General features: G+C 70.2%; 25 protein-coding genes. 23 read left to right on the top strand and 2 right to left on the bottom strand.

Annotation, left to right across the window (positions count from 1 at the left end; translation table 11 throughout):
- Positions 1-2: 2 nt before the first annotated feature.
- Complete coding sequence (locus tag L324_RS04780; RefSeq protein ID WP_037304375.1) at positions 3-1,022, top strand: aminotransferase class V-fold PLP-dependent enzyme; 1,020 nt, start codon at positions 3-5, stop codon at positions 1,020-1,022.
- Positions 1,023-1,110: 88 nt separating this feature from the next.
- On the top strand, positions 1,111-1,731 hold the full coding sequence (locus L324_RS04775; RefSeq protein ID WP_037304373.1) for a hypothetical protein: 621 nt from the start codon (positions 1,111-1,113) through the stop codon (positions 1,729-1,731).
- Between the two features lie 323 nt (positions 1,732-2,054).
- Here the strand turns inward: L324_RS04775 and L324_RS04770 are convergent, their stop codons facing one another.
- Complete coding sequence (locus L324_RS04770; RefSeq protein ID WP_037304372.1) at positions 2,055-2,993, bottom strand: ferritin-like domain-containing protein; 939 nt, start codon at positions 2,991-2,993, stop codon at positions 2,055-2,057.
- A gap of 135 nt (positions 2,994-3,128) precedes the next feature.
- Here L324_RS04770 and rimP point away from each other — a divergent pair, with 135 nt between their 5' ends.
- From rimP to L324_RS04735, 8 genes are all read left to right on the top strand, one after another.
- A complete protein-coding gene (rimP, locus tag L324_RS04765) occupies positions 3,129-3,683 on the top strand; it encodes a ribosome maturation factor RimP (RefSeq protein ID WP_037304371.1) in 555 nt (184 codons plus the stop codon).
- Positions 3,680-4,720 (top strand): transcription termination factor NusA, encoded by a 1,041-nt coding sequence (nusA, locus tag L324_RS04760; protein ID WP_037304370.1) that lies wholly within the window; start codon positions 3,680-3,682, stop codon positions 4,718-4,720. Before rimP ends, nusA begins: the two co-directional genes overlap by 4 nt.
- Positions 4,717-5,046, top strand: a complete 330-nt coding sequence (locus L324_RS43950) for a YlxR family protein (protein ID WP_328286129.1) — start codon at positions 4,717-4,719, stop codon at positions 5,044-5,046. Before nusA ends, L324_RS43950 begins: the two co-directional genes overlap by 4 nt.
- 145 nt (positions 5,047-5,191) lie before the next feature.
- Positions 5,192-8,206, top strand: a complete 3,015-nt coding sequence (infB, locus tag L324_RS04755; RefSeq protein WP_037304369.1) for a translation initiation factor IF-2 — start codon at positions 5,192-5,194, stop codon at positions 8,204-8,206.
- A gap of 73 nt (positions 8,207-8,279) precedes the next feature.
- Positions 8,280-8,573 (top strand): DUF503 domain-containing protein, encoded by a 294-nt coding sequence (locus L324_RS04750; protein WP_037304368.1) that lies wholly within the window; start codon positions 8,280-8,282, stop codon positions 8,571-8,573.
- A 30-nt stretch (positions 8,574-8,603) separates the two neighbouring features.
- A complete protein-coding gene (rbfA, locus tag L324_RS04745) occupies positions 8,604-9,080 on the top strand; it encodes a 30S ribosome-binding factor RbfA (RefSeq protein WP_037304367.1) in 477 nt (158 codons plus the stop codon).
- Complete coding sequence (locus L324_RS04740; RefSeq protein WP_051173616.1) at positions 9,061-9,927, top strand: alpha/beta hydrolase; 867 nt, start codon at positions 9,061-9,063, stop codon at positions 9,925-9,927. The genes rbfA and L324_RS04740 overlap by 20 nt, the downstream gene beginning before the upstream one ends.
- Before the next feature lie 18 nt (positions 9,928-9,945).
- Positions 9,946-10,200, top strand: a complete 255-nt coding sequence (locus L324_RS04735; RefSeq protein WP_037304365.1) for a hypothetical protein — start codon at positions 9,946-9,948, stop codon at positions 10,198-10,200.
- A 136-nt stretch (positions 10,201-10,336) separates the two neighbouring features.
- Here the strand turns inward: L324_RS04735 and L324_RS04730 are convergent, their stop codons facing one another.
- Positions 10,337-11,380: a TRM11 family SAM-dependent methyltransferase gene (locus L324_RS04730; protein WP_037304363.1), complete on the bottom strand. Its 1,044-nt coding sequence runs from the start codon at positions 11,378-11,380 to the stop codon at positions 10,337-10,339.
- Positions 11,381-11,405: 25 nt separating this feature from the next.
- On the opposite strand from L324_RS04730, the gene L324_RS04725 reads away from it, so the two are divergent.
- The 13 genes from L324_RS04725 to L324_RS04665 all read left to right on the top strand — a co-directional run bounded on the left by L324_RS04725 (position 11,406) and on the right by L324_RS04665 (position 25,246).
- On the top strand, positions 11,406-12,419 hold the full coding sequence (locus tag L324_RS04725; RefSeq protein WP_037304362.1) for a DHH family phosphoesterase: 1,014 nt from the start codon (positions 11,406-11,408) through the stop codon (positions 12,417-12,419).
- Positions 12,420-12,470: 51 nt separating this feature from the next.
- A complete protein-coding gene (locus L324_RS04720) occupies positions 12,471-13,667 on the top strand; it encodes a preprotein translocase subunit SecY (RefSeq protein WP_051173634.1) in 1,197 nt (398 codons plus the stop codon).
- Between the two features lie 55 nt (positions 13,668-13,722).
- Complete coding sequence (locus L324_RS04715) at positions 13,723-15,051, top strand: MATE family efflux transporter (RefSeq protein WP_037304361.1); 1,329 nt, start codon at positions 13,723-13,725, stop codon at positions 15,049-15,051.
- Between the two features lie 215 nt (positions 15,052-15,266).
- Positions 15,267-16,577, top strand: a complete 1,311-nt coding sequence (locus L324_RS04710; RefSeq protein ID WP_037304360.1) for an MFS transporter — start codon at positions 15,267-15,269, stop codon at positions 16,575-16,577.
- 29 nt (positions 16,578-16,606) lie between these two features.
- On the top strand, positions 16,607-17,530 hold the full coding sequence (gene truB, locus L324_RS04705; protein ID WP_081736182.1) for a tRNA pseudouridine(55) synthase TruB: 924 nt from the start codon (positions 16,607-16,609) through the stop codon (positions 17,528-17,530).
- Between the two features lie 91 nt (positions 17,531-17,621).
- The gene (locus L324_RS04700; RefSeq protein ID WP_081736181.1) at positions 17,622-18,584 is read left to right on the top strand and encodes a bifunctional riboflavin kinase/FAD synthetase; all 963 of its coding nucleotides are present in this window, start codon (positions 17,622-17,624) and stop codon (positions 18,582-18,584) included.
- Positions 18,585-18,701: 117 nt separating this feature from the next.
- A complete protein-coding gene (locus L324_RS04695) occupies positions 18,702-19,181 on the top strand; it encodes a helix-turn-helix domain-containing protein (RefSeq protein WP_037304358.1) in 480 nt (159 codons plus the stop codon).
- Entirely contained in the window at positions 19,181-19,690 is a 510-nt protein-coding gene (gene thpR / locus L324_RS04690; protein WP_037304357.1) for an RNA 2',3'-cyclic phosphodiesterase, read from the top strand. Before L324_RS04695 ends, thpR begins: the two co-directional genes overlap by 1 nt.
- A gap of 128 nt (positions 19,691-19,818) precedes the next feature.
- Positions 19,819-20,088, top strand: coding sequence for a 30S ribosomal protein S15 (rpsO, locus tag L324_RS04685; protein ID WP_003084034.1), 270 nt, complete (start codon positions 19,819-19,821; stop codon positions 20,086-20,088).
- 251 nt (positions 20,089-20,339) lie between these two features.
- Positions 20,340-22,595: a polyribonucleotide nucleotidyltransferase gene (locus L324_RS04680; protein WP_037304355.1), complete on the top strand. Its 2,256-nt coding sequence runs from the start codon at positions 20,340-20,342 to the stop codon at positions 22,593-22,595.
- A gap of 94 nt (positions 22,596-22,689) precedes the next feature.
- On the top strand, positions 22,690-24,057 hold the full coding sequence (locus L324_RS04675; protein WP_037304354.1) for a M16 family metallopeptidase: 1,368 nt from the start codon (positions 22,690-22,692) through the stop codon (positions 24,055-24,057).
- On the top strand, positions 24,054-24,800 hold the full coding sequence (gene dapB, locus L324_RS04670) for a 4-hydroxy-tetrahydrodipicolinate reductase (protein ID WP_037304353.1): 747 nt from the start codon (positions 24,054-24,056) through the stop codon (positions 24,798-24,800). Before L324_RS04675 ends, dapB begins: the two co-directional genes overlap by 4 nt.
- Positions 24,797-25,246 (top strand): tetratricopeptide repeat protein, encoded by a 450-nt coding sequence (locus tag L324_RS04665; RefSeq protein ID WP_037304352.1) that lies wholly within the window; start codon positions 24,797-24,799, stop codon positions 25,244-25,246. The genes dapB and L324_RS04665 overlap by 4 nt, the downstream gene beginning before the upstream one ends.
- The last annotated feature ends 14 nt before the right edge of the window (positions 25,247-25,260 follow it).

Here is a 25,260-nt window from a genome sequence, read left to right as displayed (position 1 = left end):
GCATGCAGAGCTTCGGAGCCGAATTCGCCTGTCCGCCCGGATATCTGAACACACCCAGCATCGGCATCCCGCCCGCGCCGGTGGCCGACGCGGTGGCGGAAGCGGTCGAGCGGTGGCGGCGCGGCGAGGCCCGGCCGTCGGACTTCGACGAGCCCGTCGCCCGGACCCGGGCCGGATTCGGCGCGCTGATCGGGGTTCCGGCGGACCGGGTCGCGATCGGGGCGTCGGTCTCGCAGCTGATCGCGAACGTGGCGGCCGGACTGCCCGACGGCGCCAGTGTGCTGGTCGCCGAGAACGACTTCACCAGCGTCAGCTTCCCGTTCGCGGCCCAGGCGCATCGCGGCGTGAAGGTCACCGAAGTCCCGCTGGCCGAGCTGACCGAGCGCGTCGAAGGGCATGACCTCGTCGCGGTCAGCGTCGTCCAGTCGGCGGACGGCGCCCAGGTCGACCTCGACGGGCTCCGCGCCGCGGCCGAAGCGGCGGACGCGGCGGTTCTGCTCGACGCCACCCAGGCGGCCGGCTGGCGGCCGCTCGACCTCGGCTGGGCCGACTGGGTGGTCGCCGCCGGCTACAAATGGCTGCTCGCGCCGCGCGGGGCGGCCTGGCTGGCCGCGCATCCGCGGGCGCTGGAGCGGGCGGTGCCGGTCGCCGCGAACTGGTACGCGGGACAGGACCGCTGGCAGGCCGTCTACGGCCTCCCGCTGAGGCTCGCCGACGGTACCCGGTCACTCGACCTGTCCCCGGCCTGGTTCTCGTTCGTCGGCGCCGCCGTCTCCTTGGAGTACCTCGGTTCCCTGGACCTCGAGGCCGTCCGCGCGCACTGCGCGGGTCTCGCCGACTCGCTTCTCGAAGCGTGCGGGTCACCCGCTCAGGGGAGTGCGATCGTCTCGCTCGACCTCGACGCCGAGCGGGTGAAGGAAGCAGGCATCGTGGCCGGTACCCGGGCCGGAAGGCAGCGCTTCGGCTTTCACCTCTACAACACGGCTGACGACGTCGAACGGGTGATAAGCACGTTCAGGTGAACCGCCGGAGCGCGGTGAACTACCGTATGACCCCGTGGTTGGTGCGCAATTTACCCCGGGAGCGACGGAAACGGCCCGGCTTCAGCCGGTGCGACCGGCAGGGCCGGGTGGGTCTCCGCCCGCGTTCAAGCCGCCGAGGGACACCAAGACGCTGGCGCTGAAAGGCGGCGCGCTGGTCGCGATCGCCGTGGTGTCGGCCCTGCTCTGGTGGCTGATCCGGCACGAACCGGAGAAGGCCCCGGTCGCGGACACCCCGGCGCAGAGCGGCCAGTTCCAGTACACGCTGATCGAGGGCCCGCAGGTCACCACCGACTGCGCGAGCAAGTCCTACGGCGACACCAAGGACTTCTTCACCCAGACGCCGTGCACACGGCTGTCGCGGGCGCTGTACACGACCGAGACCGGCGGCCAGAAGGCGCTGGTGTCGGTCGTCCTGGTCACCATGCCCGGCGAGGTCACCGCGACCCAGCTCAAGGCGCTCACCGACAAGGACGGCACCGGCAACGTGTCCGACCTCGTGCGCGACGGCACCTTCAAGGGACAGGGCGCGCCCAAGATCTCGGGGCAGGACGCGGCCTACGACTCCCACGTCACCGGGCCGGAGGTCGCCATCGTGCTGGCCGGTTTCTACAACAAGCACAAGGACAAGCCGGTACTGGAGCGGATCGCGACCGACGCCCTGCGGCTTTCCGGGGACCTGCGCCGCTGAGGCCCGCCGCCTCCCCAACGTGCAGCACTCTTTCCAACCTGGCGTTCCGGCGGGAGGGGGTCGTGAGTGCTAAGTGCCGTTAGAACGACACTTACCACTCACGACCAGGTCCTCAATCCCCCACGCCTCGGGCGGGAGGGGCTGAAGGGGCCCTTCACCTCATCTCACGCGGGGAAAGCGCCCTTCGCCGCGTGAGATGCGGGGAAAGCGCCCTTCAGCCCCGAGCCACAACCAGGATGCAAAAGACGCTATGAAAGGTCCTTTCCTGGCAAAATTTGCGAGGAAAGGACCTTTCCTTGCACGCGTGGTAAGCCCGAAGCCGCCTACGCCGACTGGCCCGGCATGGCGATCGCGACCGGCTTGGCGCCGAACTCCGCCCGCCAGGCGGTACCCCGCCGCGCCGAGCCGATCAGCGCGTTCAACGCCGTCGTCCGCAACGCCGCGTCGTCGGTCCGGTGGATCACGCCGAGCCAGGCCGCCGTCGCGTCCGCCTCGGCCGTCGCCACCAGTTCCATCGCCGAGTTCGCCTCGGTCACCGGTTTCGGCGGCACGTAGGCGGCCTCCGGGCCCGCGGGCGTCTGGCCCGCCCCGGACAGCATCCGTTCGCAGACGTCGCGCCGTTTGACGTGTTCGGCCGAGCCCCGCGCCACCGCGCCGGTGAAGGCGGCGGGCAGATAGGCGCTCACCAGCCCGTACACCCAGATCGCCGCGTGTTCGGCGGCCAGTGCCTGCTGCACGGCCTCCGTCGCCTCCTGGTTCAGCGGGGCCCCGGCGGGCACAGTGACGGCCCCGGCGTCGTCGCCCCGGCCGAGTTTGTCCGAACTCTGCTGGAGCGCCGCGCAGCCCGCCGCGATGGAGGCGACCATCCCGGCCCGGTAGCGGGGCAGCGACGGCACGAGGCCCTCGGCCTGCTTGCGGGCCTGGGCGAGCCGTTCCTTGAGGCCCTCCAGGGACGACGGCGGGGTCTCGCCCGGGCCGGACTCCGCCGGTTTCGGCCGGTTCAGCCGGTCGACCTCGGGTTTGAGCGCGGCGGCGTGCGCGGCCCGCGCGGCGGCGACCGGCTCGGCGTCGGCGCCACCCAGCGCCTTCGCGCCCGCGGCGTCGGTCTCCGCCGCGCGCAGCAGCGGGGCCAGCGGGTCGGGGCTTTCCTCGTACCCGGGGCCGCAGGCGGCCGCCAGCGGTACGGCCAGCGCGGCCAGCGCTCCCACGCGCAGGAAAGCACGACGGCTCGGCAAGGTGGGCTCGGTCGATCTTCCGGTCACGCCGTCCCATCCTGCCAGTACCCCGTGCGGGGCCGCCGCTCGCGCGTCACGCGGGGGTCACCAGATAAGCTGGTCCACTACCGAACCCGGATCCACGCCGCCGGGTCGCCCACAGCCGAACAGGAGCGCTCCACCGTGCCCAACGACCTCGCCAGCAGGCTGGAGCCCATCGTGGCCGAAGCCGTCCAGGCCGCGGGTTTCGACCTCGATTCCTTCGAGGTCCAGCAAGCAGGCCGCCGTCAGCTGGTGAAGGTCGTGGTCGACGGGGACGACGGCGTCGGGCTGGACGAGGTGGCGAGCGTCAGCCGCGCCGTCTCCGCCGCGCTCGACGAGAACGAGCACGTGCTCGCCAGCGCCTACACCCTCGAAGTGACCTCACCGGGCCTGGACAGGCCGCTGACCCAGCGAAGGCACTGGCGGCGCGCGAAGTTCCGCCTGGTCAAGGTCACCCCGGCCGAAGGGGCCGCGTTCATCGGCCGCGTCGGGCACGCGGGGGAGAAGGCGGCGCGGGTGCTCGTCGACGGCGAGATCCGGGACATCGGGTACGCCTCGGTGGCCAAGGCGGTCATCGAGATCGAGTTCAAGCAACCACCTGCCGAGGACCTGAAACTGTTGGAAAACGATGCCGCGGCCCTGACCGGCGGCACCCAGTCCGCCGCCACTACCGAACCGAAGGAGGAGCCGAAGTGAACGTCGACATCGCCGCGCTGCGCGCGATCGAACGGGACAAGGACATCCCCTTCGAGACGGTGATCGAAGCGATCGAGACAGCGCTGCTCACCGCGTACAAGCACACCGAGGGCCACCAGCCGCACGCCCGGATCGACATCGATCACAAGAGCGGCCTGGTCCGCGTGCTCGCGCACACCCTCACCCCGGACGGCCAGACCGACGAGGAGTGGGACGACACCCCCGAAGGCTTCGGGCGGATCGCCGCGACCACCGCGCGGCAGGTCATCCTGCAGCGCCTGCGCGACGCCGAGCACGAGAAGACCTTCGGCGAGTTCTCCGCCAAGGAGGGCGAGATCGTCGCCGGGGTGGTGCAGCGTGACGCGCGCGCCAACGCCCGCGGCATGGTCGTCATCCAGGTGGGCGACATCGAAGGCGTGCTGCCGTCGATCGAGCAGGTCCCCGGTGAGTCCTACGAGCACGGCAGCCGGATCAAGGCCTACGTCGTCACCGTCTCGCGCGGTAACCGCGGCCCGCAGATCACGCTGTCGCGTTCGCATCCGAACCTGGTGCGCAAGCTCTTCGCCCTCGAGGTCCCCGAAATCGCCGACGGCACGGTCGAAATCTCCGCCATCGCGCGCGAACCGGGCCACCGGACGAAGATCGCCGTCCGCTCGACGGTGCCCGGTGTCAACGCCAAGGGCGCCTGCATCGGCCCGGTCGGCGCGCGCGTGCGCAACGTGATGAGCGAACTCGCGGGTGAGAAGATCGACATCATCGACTTCTCCGAAGACCCGGCCAAGTTCGTCGGGAATGCGCTGTCGCCCGCGAAGGTTGTATCCGTTCGGGTCGTCGACGAGCGGGCCAAGACCGCTCGCGTCGTCGTCCCGGACTTCCAGCTTTCGCTCGCGATCGGCAAGGAAGGGCAGAACGCCCGCCTCGCCGCCCGGCTCACCGGATGGCGGATCGACATCCGCAGCGACGCCGCCCCTGAGCAGGGTGACGAAGCCCACGCCGGGCAGCAGCGGCCCGCCGCGGCAACCGGTTCGGCTGAGTGAGGGTCGAAGCGCTAGACTTACGAGTGGTTCAGAGCCCGCGGCCGGGAACCGACCTCCAGCATGACCGGAAAACTCCGGTTCGCACCTGTGTCGGTTGCCGTAGGCGGGCCTTGATCGGCGAGTTGCTGCGAGTGGTCGCGGCGGATGGGCGGCTGATCGTCGACGAACGTCGGCGGTTGCCGGGCCGGGGTGCTTGGTTGCATCCCGCGCCGGACTGTCTGGCCAAGGCCGAGCGGCGCAGGGCATTTCCCCGAGCACTTCGTGTTCCGGGGTCGCTCGACGCCCAGGGTGTCCACGAACGCCTGGAGCTTCTCGCCGAAGGCTAAAGGGCGCCGGGACATCCCCGGTGCCGGATGGAATCAGGAAGCAGGTCGACCCGTCATGAGTCAGCCGTGAAGCTGAATCAATGAACGCGCGACAATAGGACGAGGTCTGCGGGTCTGCCGCCGGCCTCCCCAGATGAGGAGAGCTGTGCCAGGCAAGGCCCGAGTACATGAGCTCGCGAAAGAGCTCGGCATCACCAGCAAGGAAGTTCTCGCCAAGTTGAAGGAACAGGGCGAGTTCGTGAAGTCCGCGTCGTCCACCGTCGAGGCGCCGGTCGCCCGTCGTCTCCGTGACGCGTACCCGTCCAAGGACGGCAAGAAGAAGCCGGTTCCCGGCCCGCGCCCTTCGCCCGCGCCTCCCGCGAAGCCCGCCGCCCCGGCTCCGGCCGCGAAGCAGGCCCAGCCCGCGCCCGCGGCTCAGACCCAGGCTCCCGCCGCGTCCGCTCCGGCCGCGCCGGCCCCGGCCCCGCAGCAGCCCCGCCCCTCCACCCCGGGTGTCCGCCCGGGTCCGCGCCCCGGCCCCAAGCCGCCGGCGCCCAAGGAAGAGGTGGCTCCGGCAGCGAAGGCCGCCCCGGCCGAGCCGAAGCAGTCCGAACCGAAGGAAACCCCGGCAGCACCGGCCACCCCGCCGGCGTCCTCGACGCCGTCGCAGGGTTCGGTCGTCCCGCCGAAGCCGCAGGGCCCCAAGCCCGGTGGCCCGAAGCCCGGCCCGCGCACCCCGCGCGTCGGCAACAACCCGTTCGGTGTGGGTTCCGGTTCGCCGGCCCCGCGTCCGTCGGGTCCCCGTCCCGGCGGGGGAAACCAGCAGGGCGGCGACAACCGGCCGCCGCGTCCCGGTGGCGGGCAGGGCGGCGACCGTCCGGCCCCGCGTCCCGGTGGCGGCGCTCCCGGCGGTAACCGCCCGAGCCCGGGCAACATGCCCCCGCGTCCGAACCCCGGCATGATGCCGGGCCGCCCGGCCCGTCCGGCCGGTGGTCCCGGTGGCGGCCGTGGTGGTCCTGGCGGCGGAGCCCGTGGTGGGCCCGGCGGCGGCGCCCGTGGCGGTCCCGGTGGCGGCGGCGGAGGTTTCCGCGGCGGTCCCGGCGGCGGTGGCGGCGGTGGCGGTTTCCGTCCCGGCGGTGGCGGTGGCGGCGGTTTCCGTCCCGGTGGCGGTGGCCCCGGTGGCGGCGGCGGTGCCCCGGCCGGTGGCGGCGGTTTCCGTGGCGGCGGCGGTCGTGGCGGTCCCGGTGGCCGTGGCGGTACCGCGGGTGCCTTCGGGCGTCCCGGTGGCCCCTCGCGCAAGGGTCGCAAGTCGAAGCGGCAGAAGCGCCAGGAGTACATGGACAACATGCAGGCGCCCAGCGTCGGCGGCGTCCGCCTGCCCAAGGGCCAGGGCGAGACGATCCGGCTGCCGCGTGGTGCCTCGCTGACCGACTTCGCCGAGAAGATCGACGCCAACCCGGCTTCGCTGGTGCAGGTGCTCTTCCACCTCGGTGAGATGGTCACGGCGACGCAGTCGGTGTCCGACGACATCCTGGAACTGCTCGGCGGCGAAATGAACTACAACGTTCAGGTCGTCAGTCCCGAGGAAGAGGACCGGGAGCTGCTGGAGACCTTCGACATCACCTACGGCGAAGACGCGGGTGAGGAAGAGGATCTGCAGATCCGGCCGCCGGTCGTGACCATCATGGGTCACGTCGACCACGGTAAGACCCGCCTGCTCGACACGATCCGCAAGACGAAGGTGCGCGAAGGTGAAGCCGGTGGCATCACCCAGCACATCGGCGCCTACCAGATCGAGACCGAGCTCGAAGGCAACCCGCGTCTGATCACCTTCATCGACACCCCGGGTCACGAGGCGTTCACCGCCATGCGTGCCCGTGGTGCCAACTCGACCGACATCGCGGTGATCGTGGTGGCGGCCGACGACGGTGTGATGCCGCAGACGGTCGAGGCGATCAACCACGCGCAGGCCGCGAAGGCCCCGATCGTGGTCGCGATCAACAAGATCGACAAGGAAGGCTCGAACCCGGACAAGATCCGGCAGCAGCTGACCGAGTACGGCCTGGTCGCCGAGGAGTACGGCGGCGACACGATGTTCGTCGAGATCTCCGCGCGGCAGAACATCAACATCGACGGCCTGCTCGAAGCGATCCTGCTGACCGCCGACGCCGCGCTGGACCTCCGGGCCAACCCGGACATGGAGGCCCAGGGTGTCGCGATCGAGGCCCACCTCGACCGCGGCCGCGGTCCGGTGGCCACGGTGCTGGTCCAGCGAGGCACGCTGCGGGTCGGCGACTCGGTCGTGGCGGGTGACGCCTACGGCCGCGTCCGCCGGATGGTCGACGAGCACAACGTCGACGTCACCGAGGCGCTGCCCTCGCGTCCCGTCCAGGTCATCGGGTTCACCTCGGTGCCGGGCGCGGGCGACACCTTCCTGGTGGTCGACGAGGACCGCGTCGCCCGGCAGATCGCCGAGCGGCGGTCCGCCCGGACGCGCAACGCCCTCAACGCGTCGCGCCGCAAGCGGGTCAGCCTCGAGGACCTCGACTCCGCCTTGAAGGAGACGAACAGCCTCAACCTGATCATCAAGGGTGACAACTCCGGTACCGTCGAGGCGCTGGAAGCCTCGCTGGTGCAGCTCGAGGTCGGCGACGACGTCGAACTCAACGTCGTCCACCGCGGTGTCGGTGGCGTCACCGAGTCCGACATCGACCTGGCGACCGCGTCCGACGCGATCGTCCTGGGCTTCAACGTCCGTGCGCAGGGCAAGGCGACCGAGCGGGCCACCCGCGAAGGTGTCGACGTCCGGTACTACACGGTCATCTACCAGGCGATCGAGGAGATCGAGCAGGCCCTGAAGGGCATGCTCAAGCCGGAGTACGAAGAGGTCGAGCTCGGCAAGGCGGAGATCCGCGACGTCTTCAAGTCGTCGAAGATCGGCACCATCGCCGGTTGTCTCGTCATCTCGGGCGAGATCCGCCGCAACGCGCGGGCCCGTCTGCTCCGCGACGCGACCGTCATCGCCGAGAACCTGCCGATCAGCTCGCTGCGGCGGTTCAAGGACGACGTGGTCGAGGTTCGCGACGGGTACGAGTGTGGTCTGACGCTGGGGTCGTACAGCGACCTCAAGGTCGGCGACGTCATCGAGACGTACGAGCAGCGCGAAAAGCCGCGTGCGTAAGTGACACGGCGGCGCTCCCTCGCATCTGGGCGGGGGAGCGCCGCTTCACCTTCTACACAATCCAGAACCCCACATGTTCGTAGGAGCCCTGGAGCTCGACATCCTGCTGGGCGACGTCCACTCGCTCAAGCAGAAGCGATCCGTGATCAAGCCGGTGCTGGCCGAGGTACGCAGGCGTTTCGACGTCTCTGTCGCCGAAGCGGGTCATCAGGACCTGCACCGGCGTGCCCTGGTCGGAGTGGCCGTGGTCGCCGCGACCGGCGAGCACGTCCGGGACGTACTCGACTCGTGTGAGCGGTTGATGGCAGGCAGACCGGAGTTCGAACTGCTCTCGGCCCATCGCCGGCTACTCGGCCCGGATGACTGACAGCAAAGATTTTCGAGGAGACGAATCCCCATGGCCGACCCCGCTCGGGCTCGTAAGCTCGCCAAGCGGATCTCACAGATCGTCGCCCACGCGATCGAGCACGACATCAAGGACCCGCGGCTCGATCACGTGACGATCACCGACACCAAGATCACGGCGGACCTGCACGACGCCACGGTCTACTACACGGTGCTGGGCGAGAACCTGGAGTCCACCCCCGATCACGCGGGTGCCGCGGCGGCGCTGGAATCCGCCCGCGGTGTGCTGCGCACGAAGGTCGGGCAGGGCACGGGTGTCCGCTATACGCCCACTTTGGCTTTCGTGGCCGACAGCATTCCTGAGGACGCGAAGCGCATCGAGGATCTCCTCGCGAAGGCCCGCGAAGCCGACGCGGAGGTCGCCCGCCGGGCGACCGGCGCGCAGCACGCCGGTGAAGCCGACCCGTACAAGGCGCCACGGGAAGAGGCAGATGACGATGAGTTCGCCGATGAGGAGAGCCGGAGCTGAGAAAGCGGGCCACGCCGTGAACCGGCGTGCCCTGCTGCTCGGAGCCGCCGCTCTCGGGGTTTCGGTGCTGATTCCCGCTTGTGGCACCGAGAAGAAACCTCTGATGGGACCACCGCCGGTGCCCCCGCCGACCAGCCCGACCCCGCTGACCGAAGCGGTCACGGTGCAGAAGATGCGTTCGGCGGCCCGGAACCGGGACGTCAACCTCGTCATCATCGCGCCGGACGGCGTGTCGCGGGTCGGGCTGCCGGTCTGCGTCGCACTGCACGGACGCGGCGCGGACGCCCGGACGTTCCTGGACCTCGGCGTGCAGAACGCGCTGAACCAGGTCGTCGCGGCCGGGTTGCCCGGTTTCGCGGTGGCCGCCGTCGACGGTGACAACTACTGGGTGGACGTCGGCAAGGGCGACGACCCGCAGCGGATGCTCACCGACGAACTCCCCGGCTGGCTCGCCCAGCGTCAGCTGCGGCCGCCGTCGGCGATGTTCGGGATCTCCATGGGCGGTTTCGGCGCGCTGCGCTACGCCCGAGACCACAAGGACCTCAAAGCCGTCGCCGTCGCCAGTGCCGCGTTGTTCGTGAGCTGGCCCGATGCCAAGTCCCGCAAGGTGTTCGCCGACCGCGCCCAGTGGGAGGCGAACGAGCCCCTGCTGCACGCCGGCGAACTCTCGGCGTCGTCGACGGGGGTGTGGTGCGGCACTTCGGACCCCTTCGCGGGCGCCGACCGCAAACTCATCAAGGCGCTCGACCCCGCCGTCGCGAAGATGTCCCCCGGCGAGCACAACGAGGACTACTGGCGCGGCATCCTGCCCGAAGCGATGAAGTTCGTGGGGGAACGCATCGGCTGATGGGGTCATCCTGGAGAGATGAGCATCCAGGAACAGGCCCAGCAGGTGGACGCGCTCGCCGACCAGGTCCCCACCGGCGTCGCGCTGGCGACCAAGGCCGAACTCGAGGCCATCCAGAACCAGGTGGTGGCGCTGCTGGGGCACACCGCCACCGCGGACACCCTCCAGGGCGCCATCCAGAACGCCGTCGGGCTGATCGACGACCTGACGGCGGCGCTGGAGAACGTCAAGATCCAGCTGCGGGAGGTGGCCCAGCACCACCTCGCCGGCTGACCCCCCCGCCCGCATTTCGTCCTCTAAACGCAGCCCCCCCACACCCAGAGGACCAACCGCAGCAGCCCACACCCCCACCACCGCATTTAAAGGACGAAATGTGGGGGTCGGGGCGGGAGGGGGGTGGGGTGGGCGGTCAGGTGGGTTTGGCGGCGACGATCAGGTCTCGCACGATCGCCTGGTCCACCCGGTGCGAGAACTCCGCGAACGGGCCGTCCTCGCGGACCTCCAGCCCCGCCTTGTCCAGGATCGCGGCGAGTTCCTCGCGCGGCGCGACGTTGGTGTTCCACGAGATGCCGAGCGCGCCGCCGGGCCGCAGCACCCGCGTCCACACCGGGACCGCGGCCGCGAGCAGATCCCGCGGGCTGCGCGCGAGCGACGCGTCCTGGGTGCGGTGGCTGCCGTGCTGCACGCCGTACGGGGCGTCGGTGACGATGAGGTCCACCGAGTTCGGCCGCAGCAGTTCGTCCGTGGTGAGCGTGTCGCAGTTGAGGTAGCTCAGCTTGCGGACCTCGCCCGCCTTGTACAGCTCCTTCGTGATCCCGAACCCGATGTCGAGCCGCCTGCCGAGCCGGACCTTGTTGCGGCGCACCTGCCCGGATTCGGCGAGATGCTTGACGCGCTTCTGCTTCAGCCAGGTCTTGATGAACAGCTCGTAGGAGTCGAAGTCCTTGCCGTCGACGTCGAGACCGGTCGCGTCGAAGCCGTACATCATCGCCTGGTTCAGCGTGGTGCCGCGGCCGCACAACGGGTCCAGCAGGTGCAGCGGCTTCTCCAGCATCGCGGCGGGATCCGCCGTCGCCAGCAGCGTGACGTTGACGAGCAGCTTGGTGAACAGCTCGTTCGTCTTGCCCGGGTACTTCTGGATGGTCAGCAGATCCGAGTCGAACTTCGCCAGCGGGCTGATCGTGACCGGCCGCAGGACGCCGTCGCCGAGTTCGAACAGCGCGTACAGCGCGGAAAGGTTCGAAAGGAGCGCGAGATCGCGTTCGCTCAGCGGGGCGGGAGTGGTGAAGGTGATGTAGCCGACGCCGCCGAGCTGCGTCTCGCCGATGTCGGAGACCTCGGTCTCCAAAGCGGACAGACCGAACACCGCCAGCTCCGCGCGCAACAGGGCGGGGGCGGAGTCGGTGTAGACCCGGTTGGCGGACGGGTAGACCAGGATCGCGTACTCGGACATCCGGTAGAGCGTAGCTTGACTCATTGTGACGACGACTTTGGCGCAGGACCTCAAGGACGCCGCCGCCCTGCTGGCGCGCGCGAACGACGTGACACTGCTCGGCCATGTACGTCCGGACGCCGACGCGCTCGGTAGCGCGCTCGCGCTCGGCCGGGCCCTCCAGCTGAGGGGAGGGGTCAAGGTCCGCGTCTCCGTCGGCGAGCCCGAGGAAATGCCCGAGACCCTGCGAAGCCTCGACGTCGGCGGACTGTATGTCCCCGCGAGCGAACTTCCGGAGAGTGAACAGCTCCTGGTCGCGCTCGACACGCCCACGCCGGGCAGGCTCGGGAAACTCGCGCCGCGGGTGGACGCGGTCCGCGCGGCCGGTGGCGACGTCCTGGTGATCGACCACCACGCGTCCAACGTCTTCTACGGCACGAAACACGTCGTCGACGACACCGCCGAAGCCACCGCCGTCCTCGTTTTCGCGCTGCTGGCCGAACTCGGTACCGAAATCGACGAGCCGATCGCGCGCTGCCTCTACGCGGGGCTGGTCACCGACACGAGCGGGTTCCGCCGGGCCCGGCCGTCCACCCACCTGATGGCGGCGAAGCTGCTCGAAGCGGGCGTCGACCCGGACAAGGTGGTCCGTGAGATCGTCGACGATCACCCGTTCGCCTGGTTGCCGATGCTCTCGGACGTCCTCGCGGGTGCCCGGCTCGAACCGGAGGAGGCACGCGGCTTCGGGCTCGCCTACGCGGTCGTGACGCTCGACGCCGCGCGGACCGTGCGCGGCGAAGAGGTCGAAGCGGTCATCGACGTCGTCCGGTCCACCCGGGAGGCCGGGGTCGCCGTGGTGCTCAAGGAAGCCGAACCGACCGGGCCGCGACAGCGGTGGCAAGTCTCGCTCCGGTCCACGGGCGGTGTCGACGTCTCGGCTGCGGCGGGGGAACTCGGCGGCGGCGGACATCGCCAAGCGGCCGGATGCACCGCCGAGGGGACGGCGGGCGAGGTCCTCGACCGGCTGAGGGCGGCACTGTCGAGGGCGCCGCTGTTGTAAGGGACGCGCGTCATCGGATTTTCATGCGCCGTCCCTAGCGTGAACCTCACGATGAACGACCACGCCTCCCTTCACCGCCGGATCCTGGTCACGCTGGGCGTGGTCGTGGTGTTCCGGCTGGGCCAGAGCCTGCCCACTCCCCACGTGACCGTCCGCGCGCCGGAAGGCGATCATCCGCTGCGCTGGATCCTCGACCTCCTCACCGGCGGCGGCCTGTCCACGCTCCCGGTGTTCGCCTTCGGTGTCCTTCCCTGCCTGGCCGCCCCGCCCCTCCTGCGAGGGCTGATCGTCCTGATCCCCAGGCTGGCGGCGCTCCGCGCCGAAGGGGAGGCCGGTGCGCGGGTGCTGACGCGGTACCGGCGGCGGCTCACCCTCCTACTAGGACTGCTGGGTGCCGTCGCCGTACTCGGATTCCGCGGCCAAGGACTCCTCGACGGCCGCGCGGCCGTCGCCGTGGCGTGCCTGACGGCGGGCGCGGCGGTGGTCACGCGGCTGACCGAGGTGATCACCGACCGCGGCTTCGGCGACGGCGTCCGGATCCTGCTGCTCGCTCAGATCCTGACGGTGCTGCCGCCGGAGTTCCTTCGCCTGTACGAAAAGACGGGATGGGCCGCCATCGCGGTCATGGCCGTGGTGACACTTTCGATCACGGTGATCACGATCGTCCTCGCGCAGGGACAGCGTCGCGTCCCGGTGCAGTACGCCAAGCGGATGATCGGCATGCGCGCCTACGGTGGGACGTCCACCTACATCCCGCTTCGGTTCCCTCAGTCGAACAGCCCCGCCGTCCTCGCCGCGGTCCTGCTGTCCGTGCCCGTGCTCTGGCCCGGCGTGTCCTGGCTGGAGTGGCTGCGCGACGAGGGGAATCCCGGGCGGATCGCGGTCTACTTCGTCCTCGTCTGCCTCTTCGCCTTCATCAGGGCGGCCGTGACGCAGGACATGGACAAGGTGGCGGCCGAGCTGGTGCGGGTGGGCGGCTTCGTCCCCGGGATCCGGCCGGGTACCCCGACCGCGGAATACCTCGACTACGTGAACCGCCGGATCATCGCCTTCGGAGCGCTCTGCTCGGGAGTGGTCGCGCTGATCCCGGTCACCGGTCTGGCCCTGCTGGACATCGGCCCGAGGGTACCCCTCGCCGGTGTGACCCTGCAGCTGGTCCTCGTCTTCCTCGTCAGTGTCTCGCTCGACACCACGCGGCAGATCCAAGCCCTGCGCCTGCAACGGCGTTACGAGCCGTTCCTCCGCTGAGCGCACGGCCGGGTTCCCGGCGACTGGGACTGTCGTACCAGACCATTAGTCTGCGGTGGTGCCTGAAGCCACCGAACCCGACGAGCGCGTCCCACCGAAACGCGTGCTCGGCCTCGCCGTCCCCGCGCTCGGCGTCCTCGCCGCCGAACCGCTGTACGTCCTGGTGGACACGGCCGTCGTCGGCCACCTCGGCGCGTTGCCGCTGGCCGGGCTCGCCGTCGGCGGTGTGGTGCTGTCGCAGGTGTCGAGCCAGCTGACGTTCCTCTCCTACGGCACGACGTCGCGTACCGCGCGGCTGCACGGCGCAGGACGCCGTGGCGACGCCGTCCGCGAAGGTGTCCAGGCGACGTGGCTGGCGGTGATCGTCGGGCTGGTCGTGATCGTCGCTGGGCAGCTGCTGGCCGCGCCCATCGCGCGGGTGCTCTCCGGGGACGCGGCGATCACCGACGCCGCCGTCTCCTGGCTGCGGATCGCGTTGTTCGGGACGCCGTTCATCCTGATCACGATGGCGGGCAACGGCTGGATGCGCGGCGTGCAGGATTCCGCGAAACCGCTGCGCTATGTCCTGGCGGGCAACGGGATCTCCGCCGTGCTGTGCCCGGTGCTGGTGTACGGCGCGGACTGGGGACTGGAAGGCTCGGCCATCGCGAACGTCGTCGCGCAGGTGATCTCGGCGTCGCTGTTCATCGTGGCACTGGTGCGGGAGCGGGTCCCGCTGCGGCCGGAGCCGAAGGTGATGCGCGCCCAGCTCGGCCTCGGCCGGGATCTGGTCCTGCGCAGCCTCGCCTTCCAGGCGTGCTTCGTCTCCGCCGCCGCCGTCGCCGCGAGGACGTCCACCGAGGCCGTGGGCGCCCATCAGGTCGTCCTGCAGCTGTGGACGTTCCTCGCGCTCGTGCTGGACTCGCTGGCGATCGCCGCGCAATCGCTGGTGGGAGCGGCGCTGGGCGCCGGTGCGAGCAAACGGGCGCGAGGGGTGTCGAGCCAGATCACCGCCTACGGCCTGGTCTTCGGCTGCTTCCTCGGGGTCGTGTTCGCATCGCTGGCCGGAGTGCTGCCGCAGGTGTTCACTTCGGACGTCGGCGTGCTCGGCGAGATCCCGCACGCGTGGTGGTTCTTCGTCGCGTTGCAACCGATAGCCGGGGTGGTGTTCGCGCTGGACGGCGTCCTGCTCGGCGCGGGCGACGCCGCGTTCCTGCGCAACGCGACCCTGCTCAGCGCGGCGGCCGGGTTCCTCCCGCTGATCTGGCTTTCGCTCGCGTTCGGCTGGGGGCTGGCCGGGATCTGGACCGGGCTGTCGTTGTTCATGCTGCTGCGGCTGGCGACGTTGCTGGTGCGGTGGCGCTCGGGCCGCTGGGCCGTCGAGGGCGCCGTCCGCGTGGCCTGACCCCCCGCGCATTTCGTCCTCTGGATGCGGTACTTGCGCGTGCAACTACCGCATCCAGAGGACGAAATGCGGACGGTGGCGGGCGACGTGGCGCGACGTGTGGCGAAAGTTACCCGGGTAACGGGTATGTTTCGCCGTTGCTTAGGCGATACAACTACTGGGGCGGCAGTGCGGGCGCCTGTTCTCGCCCGAAAACCGTCCCGAGGAGGAACACCGTGACAGGCCGAGCCACCCGCCGGTCCTGGTTCATCTGGTTCGCCGCCGTCACCGTCTACCTGCTCGCCGTCTTCCACCGCACGTCGTTCGGCGTCGCCGGGCTGCAGGCCGCCGACCGCTTCGGCGTCGGCGCGGCCGCGCTCGGCACCTTCACCGTCCTGCAGGTCGGCGTCTACGCCTCCATGCAGATCCCCACCGGCGTCCTCGTCGACCGCTACGGCCCGCGCCGCGTGCTCACCGGCGCGGTGTTGTTCCTGGGGCTCGGCCAGATCCTGCTCGCGATCGCCGATTCCTACCCGCTGGGGCTGCTCGCCCGCGCCGTCGTCGGCTTCGGCGACGCGCTGACCTTCGTGAGCATCCTGCGGTTGATCGCCGCGCACTTCCCCGGCCGCCAGTACGCCCTGATCGCCGCGCTGACCGGGGCCATCGGCTACGTCGGCAACCTCGGCGCGACCCTCCCGCTCGGCCTGCTGCTCGACGGCCCCGGCTGGACCCCGACCTTCCTCGCCGTCGGCCTGGTGACCGCGCTGTACACCGCCGTCGTCGCCCTCCGCGTCGAGGACATCCCGCGCGGCGCCCCGGAGCCCGTGCGCGAAAAGGTGCGGCCGAAGGCGCTGGGCCGCCAGGTCGCCGACGCCTGGCGCACCCCGGGGACCCGGCTCGGATTCTGGGTCCACTTCAGCACGATGTTCGCGCCCAACGTGCTGACCATGCTGTGGGGTGTCCCGTTCCTGGTGCAGGGACAGGGTTATGCGAAGGCCACCGCGAGTTCGCTGCTGATCGTCTTCGTGTTCGGTTCGATGATCGGCGGTCCCGTCGTCGGCGGCCTGATCGGACGGCGCCCGTCGCTGCGGATGCCGCTCGTCGGCGGGTACATCGGCGCCGCCGCGGTGCTGTGGGCGGTCCTGCTCGGCTGGAGCGGGACGATCCCGGTCGCGGTCCTGGTCCCCGCGTTCGCGTTCCTTTCCCTCGGCGGCCCCGTGTCGATGATCGGTTTCGCGCTCGCGCGGGACTACAACCCGCTCGCCCGGGTCGGCACCGCCACCGGTGTCGTGAACGTCGGCGGCTTCGTGGCGACGACGATCTCGGCGCTCGCCGTCGGGGTGCTGCTGGAATGGACGGGCGGCGCGTTCCGCTGGGCGCTGCTGTCGGTCATGGCGGTGCTCGCGTTCGGCACCTTCCGGATGCTCGTGTGGTGGCGCCGCACCCGCGCCGTGCTGTTCGAAGCCGAGGCCCGCGGTGAGGAGATCCCGGTGCAGATCCGGCGCCGCCGCTGGGACGCCGAGGCGCCGCTGCCCGTCTCGTCCTAGGCGGAGGCCCGAAAGATAGGGTTCGCCCCGTGTCGCGCCCCAATCAGGCTCAAGCCAAGAAACGTCCCGCTCCGCCGCCCGGTCTCGTCATCGTCGACAAGCCTTCCGGGATGACCTCCCACGACGTCGTCTCCAGGGCGCGTCGCTTCATGGGCACCCGCAAAGTCGGGCACGCCGGCACCCTGGATCCGATGGCCACCGGCGTCCTGGTGCTCGGCATCGAACGCGCGACCAAACTCCTCGGCCATCTGGCGCTGGACCGCAAGACCTATCTCGCGACCCTCTCGCTGGGACTGTCCACCACGACCGACGACGCCGAGGGCGAGCCGATCGCCGAAGCCGCCCCCGAAACCGTCGAGAAGATCAGCGACGACGCGATCGCCGCCGGGATCGCCGCCCTGACCGGCGACATCCAGCAGGTGCCGAGCGCGGTCAGCGCGGTCAAGATCGACGGGAAGCGCGCGTACGCCCGGGTCCGCGCCGGCGAAGAGGTGGTCATCCCGCCGCGTCCGGTCACCGTGCACCGGTTCGATCTGCTCGCCACCCGCCGCGAGGCCGGCCGGATCGAACTCGACGCCATCGTCGAGTGTTCGTCCGGGACCTACGTGCGGGCGCTGGCCCGCGATCTCGGTGCCGGACTGGGGGTCGGCGGGCATCTGCTCGCGCTGCGGCGCACCACGGTCGGGCCGTTCACCCTCGCCAAGGCGCGCACCCTCGACCAGCTCGAGGCCGAACCGGAGCTGTCGCTGGACCTCGACGCCGCCGTCGCCGCCGCGTTCCCGCGCCGCGACCTGGACGCCCGCGCGGCCCAGGCGGTCCGATATGGACAGAGGGTGCCCGCGGCCGGGATCGAGGGCACGTACGGCATGTTCGGACCGGACGGCCGGGTGCTCGCGCTCGCCGCGGACGAAGGCGAACTGGCCCGCTCGGTGGTCGTGTTGCTGCCCGCCTAGGTCGTGTCCTGTGTGGTCGGCCCGGGAGCGTGCCGCGCAGGGCACGGCCTAGGGTGGTGCACGAAGCAGGCCTGGAGGAGACGGGGCACAAGTGCAGCGTTGGCGTGGTTTGGGTGACCTCCCCGGGAGCTGGGGACGGTGCGTGGTGACGATCGGCGTCTTCGACGGCGTGCACCGCGGACATCAGGAGCTGATCTCGAGGACGGTCCGCGCCGCCGCCGAACGCGGCGTGCCGAGTGTGGTGCTGACCTTCGACCCGCATCCGTCGGAGGTGATCCGGCCCGGGAGTCATCCCGCGCAGCTGTCCACGTTGCGCCGCAAGGCGGAACTGGTCGAGGGCCTGGGCGTGGACGTCTTCTGCGTGCTGCCGTTCACGCTGGAACTCTCGCGGCTGACGGCGCACGAGTTCGTGCACGAGGTCCTGGTGGACAAGCTGCACGCGGCCGCGGTGATCGTGGGGGAGAACTTCACCTTCGGCGCCAAGGCCGCCGGTGACGTCAACCTCCTGCGCACACTGGGGAAGCGGTTCGGCTTCGTCGCGTACGGCGCGGAACTGCAGGGACTGCTCGCGCGGCAGCAGACGGAGAACGAGATCACCTTCTCCTCGACCTACGTCCGCTCGTGCATCGACGCCGGCGACGTCGTCGCGGCGGCCGAGGCGCTCGGCAGGCCGCATCGGCTGGAGGGCATCGTCGTCCGGGGTGACGGCCGGGGCCACGATCTCGGCTATCCGACGGCGAACCTGTCGACGCCGCGGTTCGCCGCGGTGCCCGCCGACGGGGTCTACGGCGCCTGGTTCACCCGTTCGTCGGATCCTGGCCGCAGGTTGCGCGCCGCCGTGTCGGTCGGGACCAATCCGACGTTCTCCGGGCGGGAACGCACGGTCGAGGCCTTCGTCCTCGACATCGACGAGGACTTCTACGGGCAGCACGTCGCGCTCGATTTCGTCGCCAAGCTGCGGGATCAGGTCCGGTTCCCGACGTCGGAGGGTCTGGTGAAGCAGATCGACGACGACGTCCGCCGGACCAGGGAACTGCTGGGCGAGCAGGACTGAACGGGACCCGGCCCGGGCCGGGTGAGAATGTACGAACACGCCCGTCACGGTGCGTCCGGGTGGCAAGATGTCACAGACCGCGCGTGGCGTTCGATGGGGTTAAGGGGAGCGGGCCAGGTGGAGGACCACAAGATCGTCCAGCGGAACATCGCGCTGCAGAGGGAGTGGTACGGAGAGCCGCTCGGCGATCGGGTCCGGAGACTGGTCGTCGCGTTCGACATCTCCCAGGCCTTCCTCGCCGAGGTGCTCGGCATCAGCGCGCCCATGCTCAGCCAGGTGATGAGCGGGCGGCGCGCGAAGATCGGCAACCCGGTCGTACTCGCGAAGATGATCATGCTGGAGCGCAAGGTGCTGGTCCCGGCGGTCGCCGCGGGGGACCGCAAGGCCATGCAGGAGGCGCTCGAAGACGTCCGCGACTCGCGGCCGACGGTGGGCCGCGACAGCATCCCGGTCGGCGCCGTCGCCGACGACCAGGGCGTGCTCGTGGCGCTGCGGGACATCGGCGAAGACGAAGACCTCACCGAAGCCGCGAAGCTGCTCGACGACGATTTCCCCGCCCTGGCGGACCTGCTGCGCCGGGCGGCCAAGAACTCCTGATGAACCTCTTCAGCGCCCTGATCCCGCCGGACGACGTCCTCGACGAGGTCGCGACGGCGCTGGGCGCACCCGAAGAAGGCGATTTCCGCTGGTCGCGGCGGGAACACTGGCATGTAACCCTCGGTTTCTACGGTGAGGCCGACCCCGGGGAACGGGGCGAATGGCTCGCCGGACGGCTGGCGGTGGCGGCCGCGGTCGACGTCCGGCTGGAAAAGGCCGCGACATTCCCCGGGGTGCTGTGGTTGAGTGTCACCGGAACCGGGCTCCACGAGCTGGCCGTCAAGGCGGGCGCGGAGGACGAGGGCAGGCCGTACACGGCCCACCTGACACTGGCCCGCTTCCCCCGCGACCGGCCGAGGGCCGCGAGCGCGTGGGAGGAGCGGCTGGCCGGGTTCACCAGCAGAACCTGGACGGCCACCGAAGCCGTTCTGATCCGCAGTGACCGTGAGCAGGGCGCGTCGAGCTACCGGGTGATCCGGTCGTACGAGCTGAAGCGCGCCCGCGCCTGAAGCCGCTGATCACGAGGCTGGTAACCTCGATGATTGGGTCCGGCTGCAGTCCGTGGCGGCCGCGACCGTCTCACCCGGCGTGAAGCAGCGTCCGGGCCGCACGGCACAGAGTATCTAGGAGCACCACAGTGGCGTTGTCCACCGAAGAAAAGAAGTCGATCCTTGCCGAGTACGGCGTGCACGACTCGGACACCGGATCCCCCGAGGCCCAGGTCGCGCTGCTGACCAAGCGCATCGTCGGCCTCACCGAGCACCTCAAGGCTCACAAGCACGACCACCACTCCCGTCGCGGGCTTCTGCTGCTGGTCGGCCGCCGCCGCCGGCTGCTGAACTACGTGATGAAGGTGGACATCGAGCGATACCGTGCGCTGATCCAGCGTCTCGGCCTCCGCCGATAGCTTGAACCCGAGGGGGAGTGGCCACAGCGGTCGCTCCCCCTCGGCTTAAGAACAGAACGCCTCTCCACGTGAGGGGCATGGCGCGAGCGCGCATGAGGATCCGTCCGCCGGTCCTCGGTAGTGGTTCCCGGGTAACGGCCCGGGGGCTTCGATCGAAGACCGGCCTCACTCCTCGAGCGTCCGCAGGCGAAACAGGTCCCAGGGTGGGAGACTCGCGCCGTTACAGAGGAACAAAAGAGGAGATACACCCTATGACCGACTCCACCGGAGTCACCGTGCACGAAACCGAAGCCGTGATCGACAACGGCCGTTTCGGCACCCGCACCGTTCGCTTCGAGACCGGCCGCCTGGCCCGTCAGGCCGCCGGCGCCGTCGTCGCGTACCTCGACGAAGAGACCATGCTGCTCTCGGCGACCACCGCGTCGAAGCACCCGAAGGACCACTTCGACTTCTTCCCGCTGACCGTGGACGTCGAGGAGCGGATGTACGCCGCCGGGCGCATCCCCGGCGCGTTCTTCCGCCGTGAGGGCCGCCCGTCGACCGACGCGATCCTCACCTGCCGCCTGATCGACCGGCCGCTGCGCCCGTCGTTCGCCGACGGTCTCCGCAACGAGATCCAGGTCGTCATCACCGTCCAGAGCCTCAACCCGGACGACCCGTACGACGTGCTCGCGATCAACGCGGCTTCGGCCTCGACCCAGATCGCCGGCCTGCCGTTCTCCGGTCCGGTCGGCGGCGTCCGCGTCGCGCTGATCGAGGGCCAGTGGGTCGCGTTCCCGACCTGGAAGCAGCTCGAGGACGCCACCTTCAACATGGTCGTCGCCGGCCGCATCGTCGGTGACGACGTCGCGATCATGATGGTCGAGGCCGAGGGCACCGAGCGCACGCTCGACCTGATCGCCGATGGTGGCAAGGCGCCGGACGAGATCGCCGTCGCCGAGGGTCTCGAAGCCTCGAAGCCGTTCATCAAGGTGCTGTGCGAGGCCCAGCAGCAGCTGGCCGAGCTGGCCGCCAAGCCGACCGGCGAGTTCCCGGTCTTCCTCGCCTACGAGCAGGACGCGCTCGACGCCGTCGCCGCCATCGCGACCGACGACCTCGCGAACGCCCTGACCATCGCGGGCAAGCAGGACCGCGACAACGCGACCGACCAGGTCAAGGCCGCGGTGCTGGAGAAGATCGGCCTGGGCGAGGGCGAAGCCTTCCAGGGCCGTGAGAAGGAGATCGGCGCGGCGTTCAAGGCCCTGTCGAAGAAGATCATGCGCAAGCGCGTCCTCACGGACAAGATCCGTATGGACGGCCGCGGCCTGACCGACATCCGGTCGCTCGCCGCCGAGGTCGCCGTGATCCCGCGGGCGCACGGTTCCGCGCTCTTCGAGCGTGGGGAAACCCAGATCCTGGGCGTCACCACGCTGAACATGCTCCGCATGGAGCAGCAGATCGACTCGCTCTCCCCGGAGACCACGAAGCGGTACCTGCACCACTACAACTTCCCGCCGTTCTCCACCGGCGAGACCGGCCGCGTCGGTTCGCCGAAGCGGCGCGAGATCGGCCACGGCATGCTCGCCGAGCGCGCCCTGGTCCCGGTCCTGCCGAAGCGGGACGAGTTCCCGTACGCGATCCGCCAGGTCTCCGAGGCGCTGGGTTCCAACGGCTCCACCTCGATGGGCTCGGTCTGCGCCTCGACGATGGCGCTGCTGAACGCGGGTGTCCCGCTGAAGGCGCCGGTCGCCGGCATCGCCATGGGCCTCATCTCCGACGAGGTCGACGGTGAGACCCGCTACGTCGCGCTGACCGACATCCTCGGTGCCGAGGACGCCATGGGCGACATGGACTTCAAGGTCGCCGGCACCAAGGACATCATCACCGCGCTGCAGCTCGACACGAAGCTCGACGGCATCCCGTCGGAGGTCCTCGCGGCCGCGCTGAAGCAGGCGAAGGACGCTCGCCTCACCATCCTGGAGGTCATCGCCGAGGCGATCGACGCGCCGGACGAGATGAGCCCGTTCGCCCCGCGCGTCACCAGCGTGAAGATCCCGGTGGACAAGATCGGCGAGGTCATCGGCCCGAAGGGCAAGATGATCAACTCGATCACCGAGGAGACCGGCGCCGACATCTCCATCGAGGACGACGGCACGATCTACGTGGGCGCGGCCGACGGCCCGTCGGCGGAGGCGGCGATCGACAAGATCAACGCCATCGCCAACCCGCAGCTGCCCAAGGTCGGCGAGCGCTTCCTCGGCACCGTGGTGAAGACGGCCGCGTTCGGCGCGTTCGTCTCGCTGCTGCCGGGCAAGGACGGTCTGGTGCACATCTCGAAGCTGGGCAACGGCAAGCGGATCGCCAAGGTCGAGGACGTGGTCAACGTGGGCGACAAGCTCCGCGTCGAGATCGCCGACATCGACAACCGCGGCAAGATCAGCCTGATCGTGGTCCAGGAAGAGGACTCGGCGGACGCCAAGGCCGCCGAAGGCGAGAAGGCCGACGCTCCGAAGGCCGACGCCCAGTAGGTCCGGCCAGACCGATGTGAAACGCCATGAAAGGGTCGTTCGGGACGCGAGTCGTCCTGAACGGCCCTTTCATGACAGGTGAGTAAGGGATCCGTTGGCGCGATCAAGCACAGCCGGGCACGAGCAGCCCGTCGGCAGCACCCGTACGCTCGAGTCCACTTCGGACGGTGCGGTGGTCAAGCGCAGCGTGCTGCCCGGTGGCCTCCGGGTGATCACCGAGCACGTGCCCGCGTCCCGGTCGGTGACGGTCGGGCTGTGGGTCGGTGTCGGATCGCGTGACGAGCCGTCCTCGGTCGAAGGCGCCGCGCACTACCTCGAACATCTGCTGTTCAAGGGCACAACGAACCGCGACGCCACCCAGATCGCCGAGGAGATCGACGCGGTCGGCGGCGAGTTCAACGCGTTCACCGCGAAGGAGCACACCTGCTACTACGCGCAGGTGCTCGACGAGGATCTGCCGCTCGCGATGGACCTCGTGACCGACGTGGTGTTCGAGGCGCTGTGCACGGACAAGGACGTCGAGACCGAGCGCAGTGTCGTGCTCGAAGAGATCTCGATGCGCGACGACGATCCCGAGGATCTGCTGCACGAGACGTTCGTCGGCGCGATCCTCGGCGACCACGCGCTGGGCCGTCCCGTGCTCGGCAGCGAGAAGTCCATCGTGGAGATGTCCGCCTCCGCGCTGCGCGGGTTCTACCGGCGCCGCTACACGCTGCCGCGGATGGTGCTCGCCGTCGCCGGGAACATCGAGCACGGCCAGGTGCTCCGCCTGGTGCGGAAGGCTTTGCGGCACCGCCTGACCGGGACGGCCACCCCGGTGTCGCCGCGCTCGGGCCGCGCGCGGATCGCGATGGTGCCGAAGCTCGCCCTGCACACCGACGACACCGAGCAGGCGCACGTCATGCTCGGTCTGCGTTCGCTGTCACGGCACGACGACCGGCGGTTCGCGCAGTCGGTGCTCAACGCCGCGCTCGGCGGCGGGATGAGTTCGCGGCTGTTCCAGGAAGTCCGCGAAAAGCGCGGGCTGGCGTACCAGGTGTACTCGTCCGTCGCGAGCTACGCCGACGCCGGGCACATGGCCGTGTACGCGGGCTGCCAGCCCGAGAAGCTCGGCGAGGTCGCCGGCGTGATCCGCGAGGTGCTCGAACTCGTCGGCAAGGACGGGCTGAGCGAAGCCGAGGTCGCGCGCGCGAAGGGGCAGCTGCGGGGCGGGCTGGTGCTCGGCCTGGAGGACACGTCGTCGCGGATGTCGCGGATCGGCAAGAACGAACTGAACTACGCGCGGTATCTCGGCGTCGACGACACGGTGGCGCGGATCGACGCCGTCACCACCGAAGAGGTCTGTGCGCTCGCTCGCACTCTGCTGCACCGCCCTGGTGGCGTGTCGGCGGCGGCGGTGGTCGGGCCGTACGCTCACGCCGACGACCTTCCGGACGATCTGCACGAGGTGATCGCATCATGACCGCTGGGATTCGCGTCGGCGTGCTGGGCGCACGCGGCCGGATGGGCCAGGAAGTGGTCGGCGCCATCAACGGCGCCGAGGACATGGAACTCGTCGCCGCGCTCGACGCCGGTGACGACTTCGCGGCGCTCAAGCAGGCGCAGGTCGTCGTCGACTTCACCCATCCCGACGCGGTGATGGGCAACCTGGAATTCCTGACGGGCAACGGGATCCACGCCGTCGTCGGGACCACCGGCTTCAGCGAGGAGCGGCTGGGGAAGCTGCGCTCGTGGCTCGCCGCCGACCCGTCGCTCGGCGTGCTCATCGCGCCGAACTTCGCCCTCGGCGCGGTACTGGCGATGCGCTTCGCCCAGCAGGCGGCACGGTTCTACAACTCGGCCGAGGTCATCGAGCTGCACCACAACCGCAAGGCCGACGCGCCGTCCGGCACCGCCGCGCATACCGCGCGGCTGATCGGCGAGGCCCGCGCGGAAGCCGGTCTCGCTCCCGGTGACGACGCGACGACGTCCGAAGTGGACGGTGCCCGCGGCGCGCTCGTCGAAGGCGTCCGCGTGCACTCGGTCCGGCTGCCCGGCCTGGTGGCGCACGAGGAGATCCTGTTCGGCGGCGAAGGGGAGACCCTGACCATCCGGCACGACTCGCTGCACCGCACGTCGTTCATGCCGGGAGTGCTGCTCGGGGTGCGTTCGGTGCTCACGCGGCCCGGCCTGACTGTCGGTCTCGAGAACATCCTCGACCTGTGAGGGCCCGCAACTTCGCGCTGGTGATGACGGCGGCGCTCGCCGTCTACGTCGTCCTGCTGGCCGGCCGGGCGATCGCGTTGCTGCGCACCGGCGAGACGGTGCCGGTGCTCTTCGGCGTCGGTGTGCTCCTGCTGCCGCTGCTCGGGATCTGGATCATCGTGACCACGTGGCGCTCCGGCGTCCAGATCCAGCGCCTTTCGCGGCGGCTGGACGAAGAAGGCGGCCTGCCCGACGTCTCCGACCTGCCCCGGCGGCCGTCGGGCCGGGTGGATCGCGACGCCGCGGACGCGTGGTTCGACGAGCGCCGGGCCGAGGTCGAGGCGGATCAGGAGAACTGGCGCGTCTGGTACCGGCTGGCGTACGCGTACGAGATCGCGGGGGACCGGAAGCGAGCCCGCGCGACCATGCGGCGCGCCGTCGAACTCGAAGCCGCCTCCCGCACTTAGCCGCCTCCTGCACT

This window comes from Amycolatopsis orientalis DSM 40040 = KCTC 9412 (assembly GCF_000478275.1).
GTDB lineage: Bacteria > Actinomycetota > Actinomycetes > Mycobacteriales > Pseudonocardiaceae > Amycolatopsis > Amycolatopsis orientalis.
This window is presented reverse-complemented; position numbering and strand designations above follow the sequence as displayed.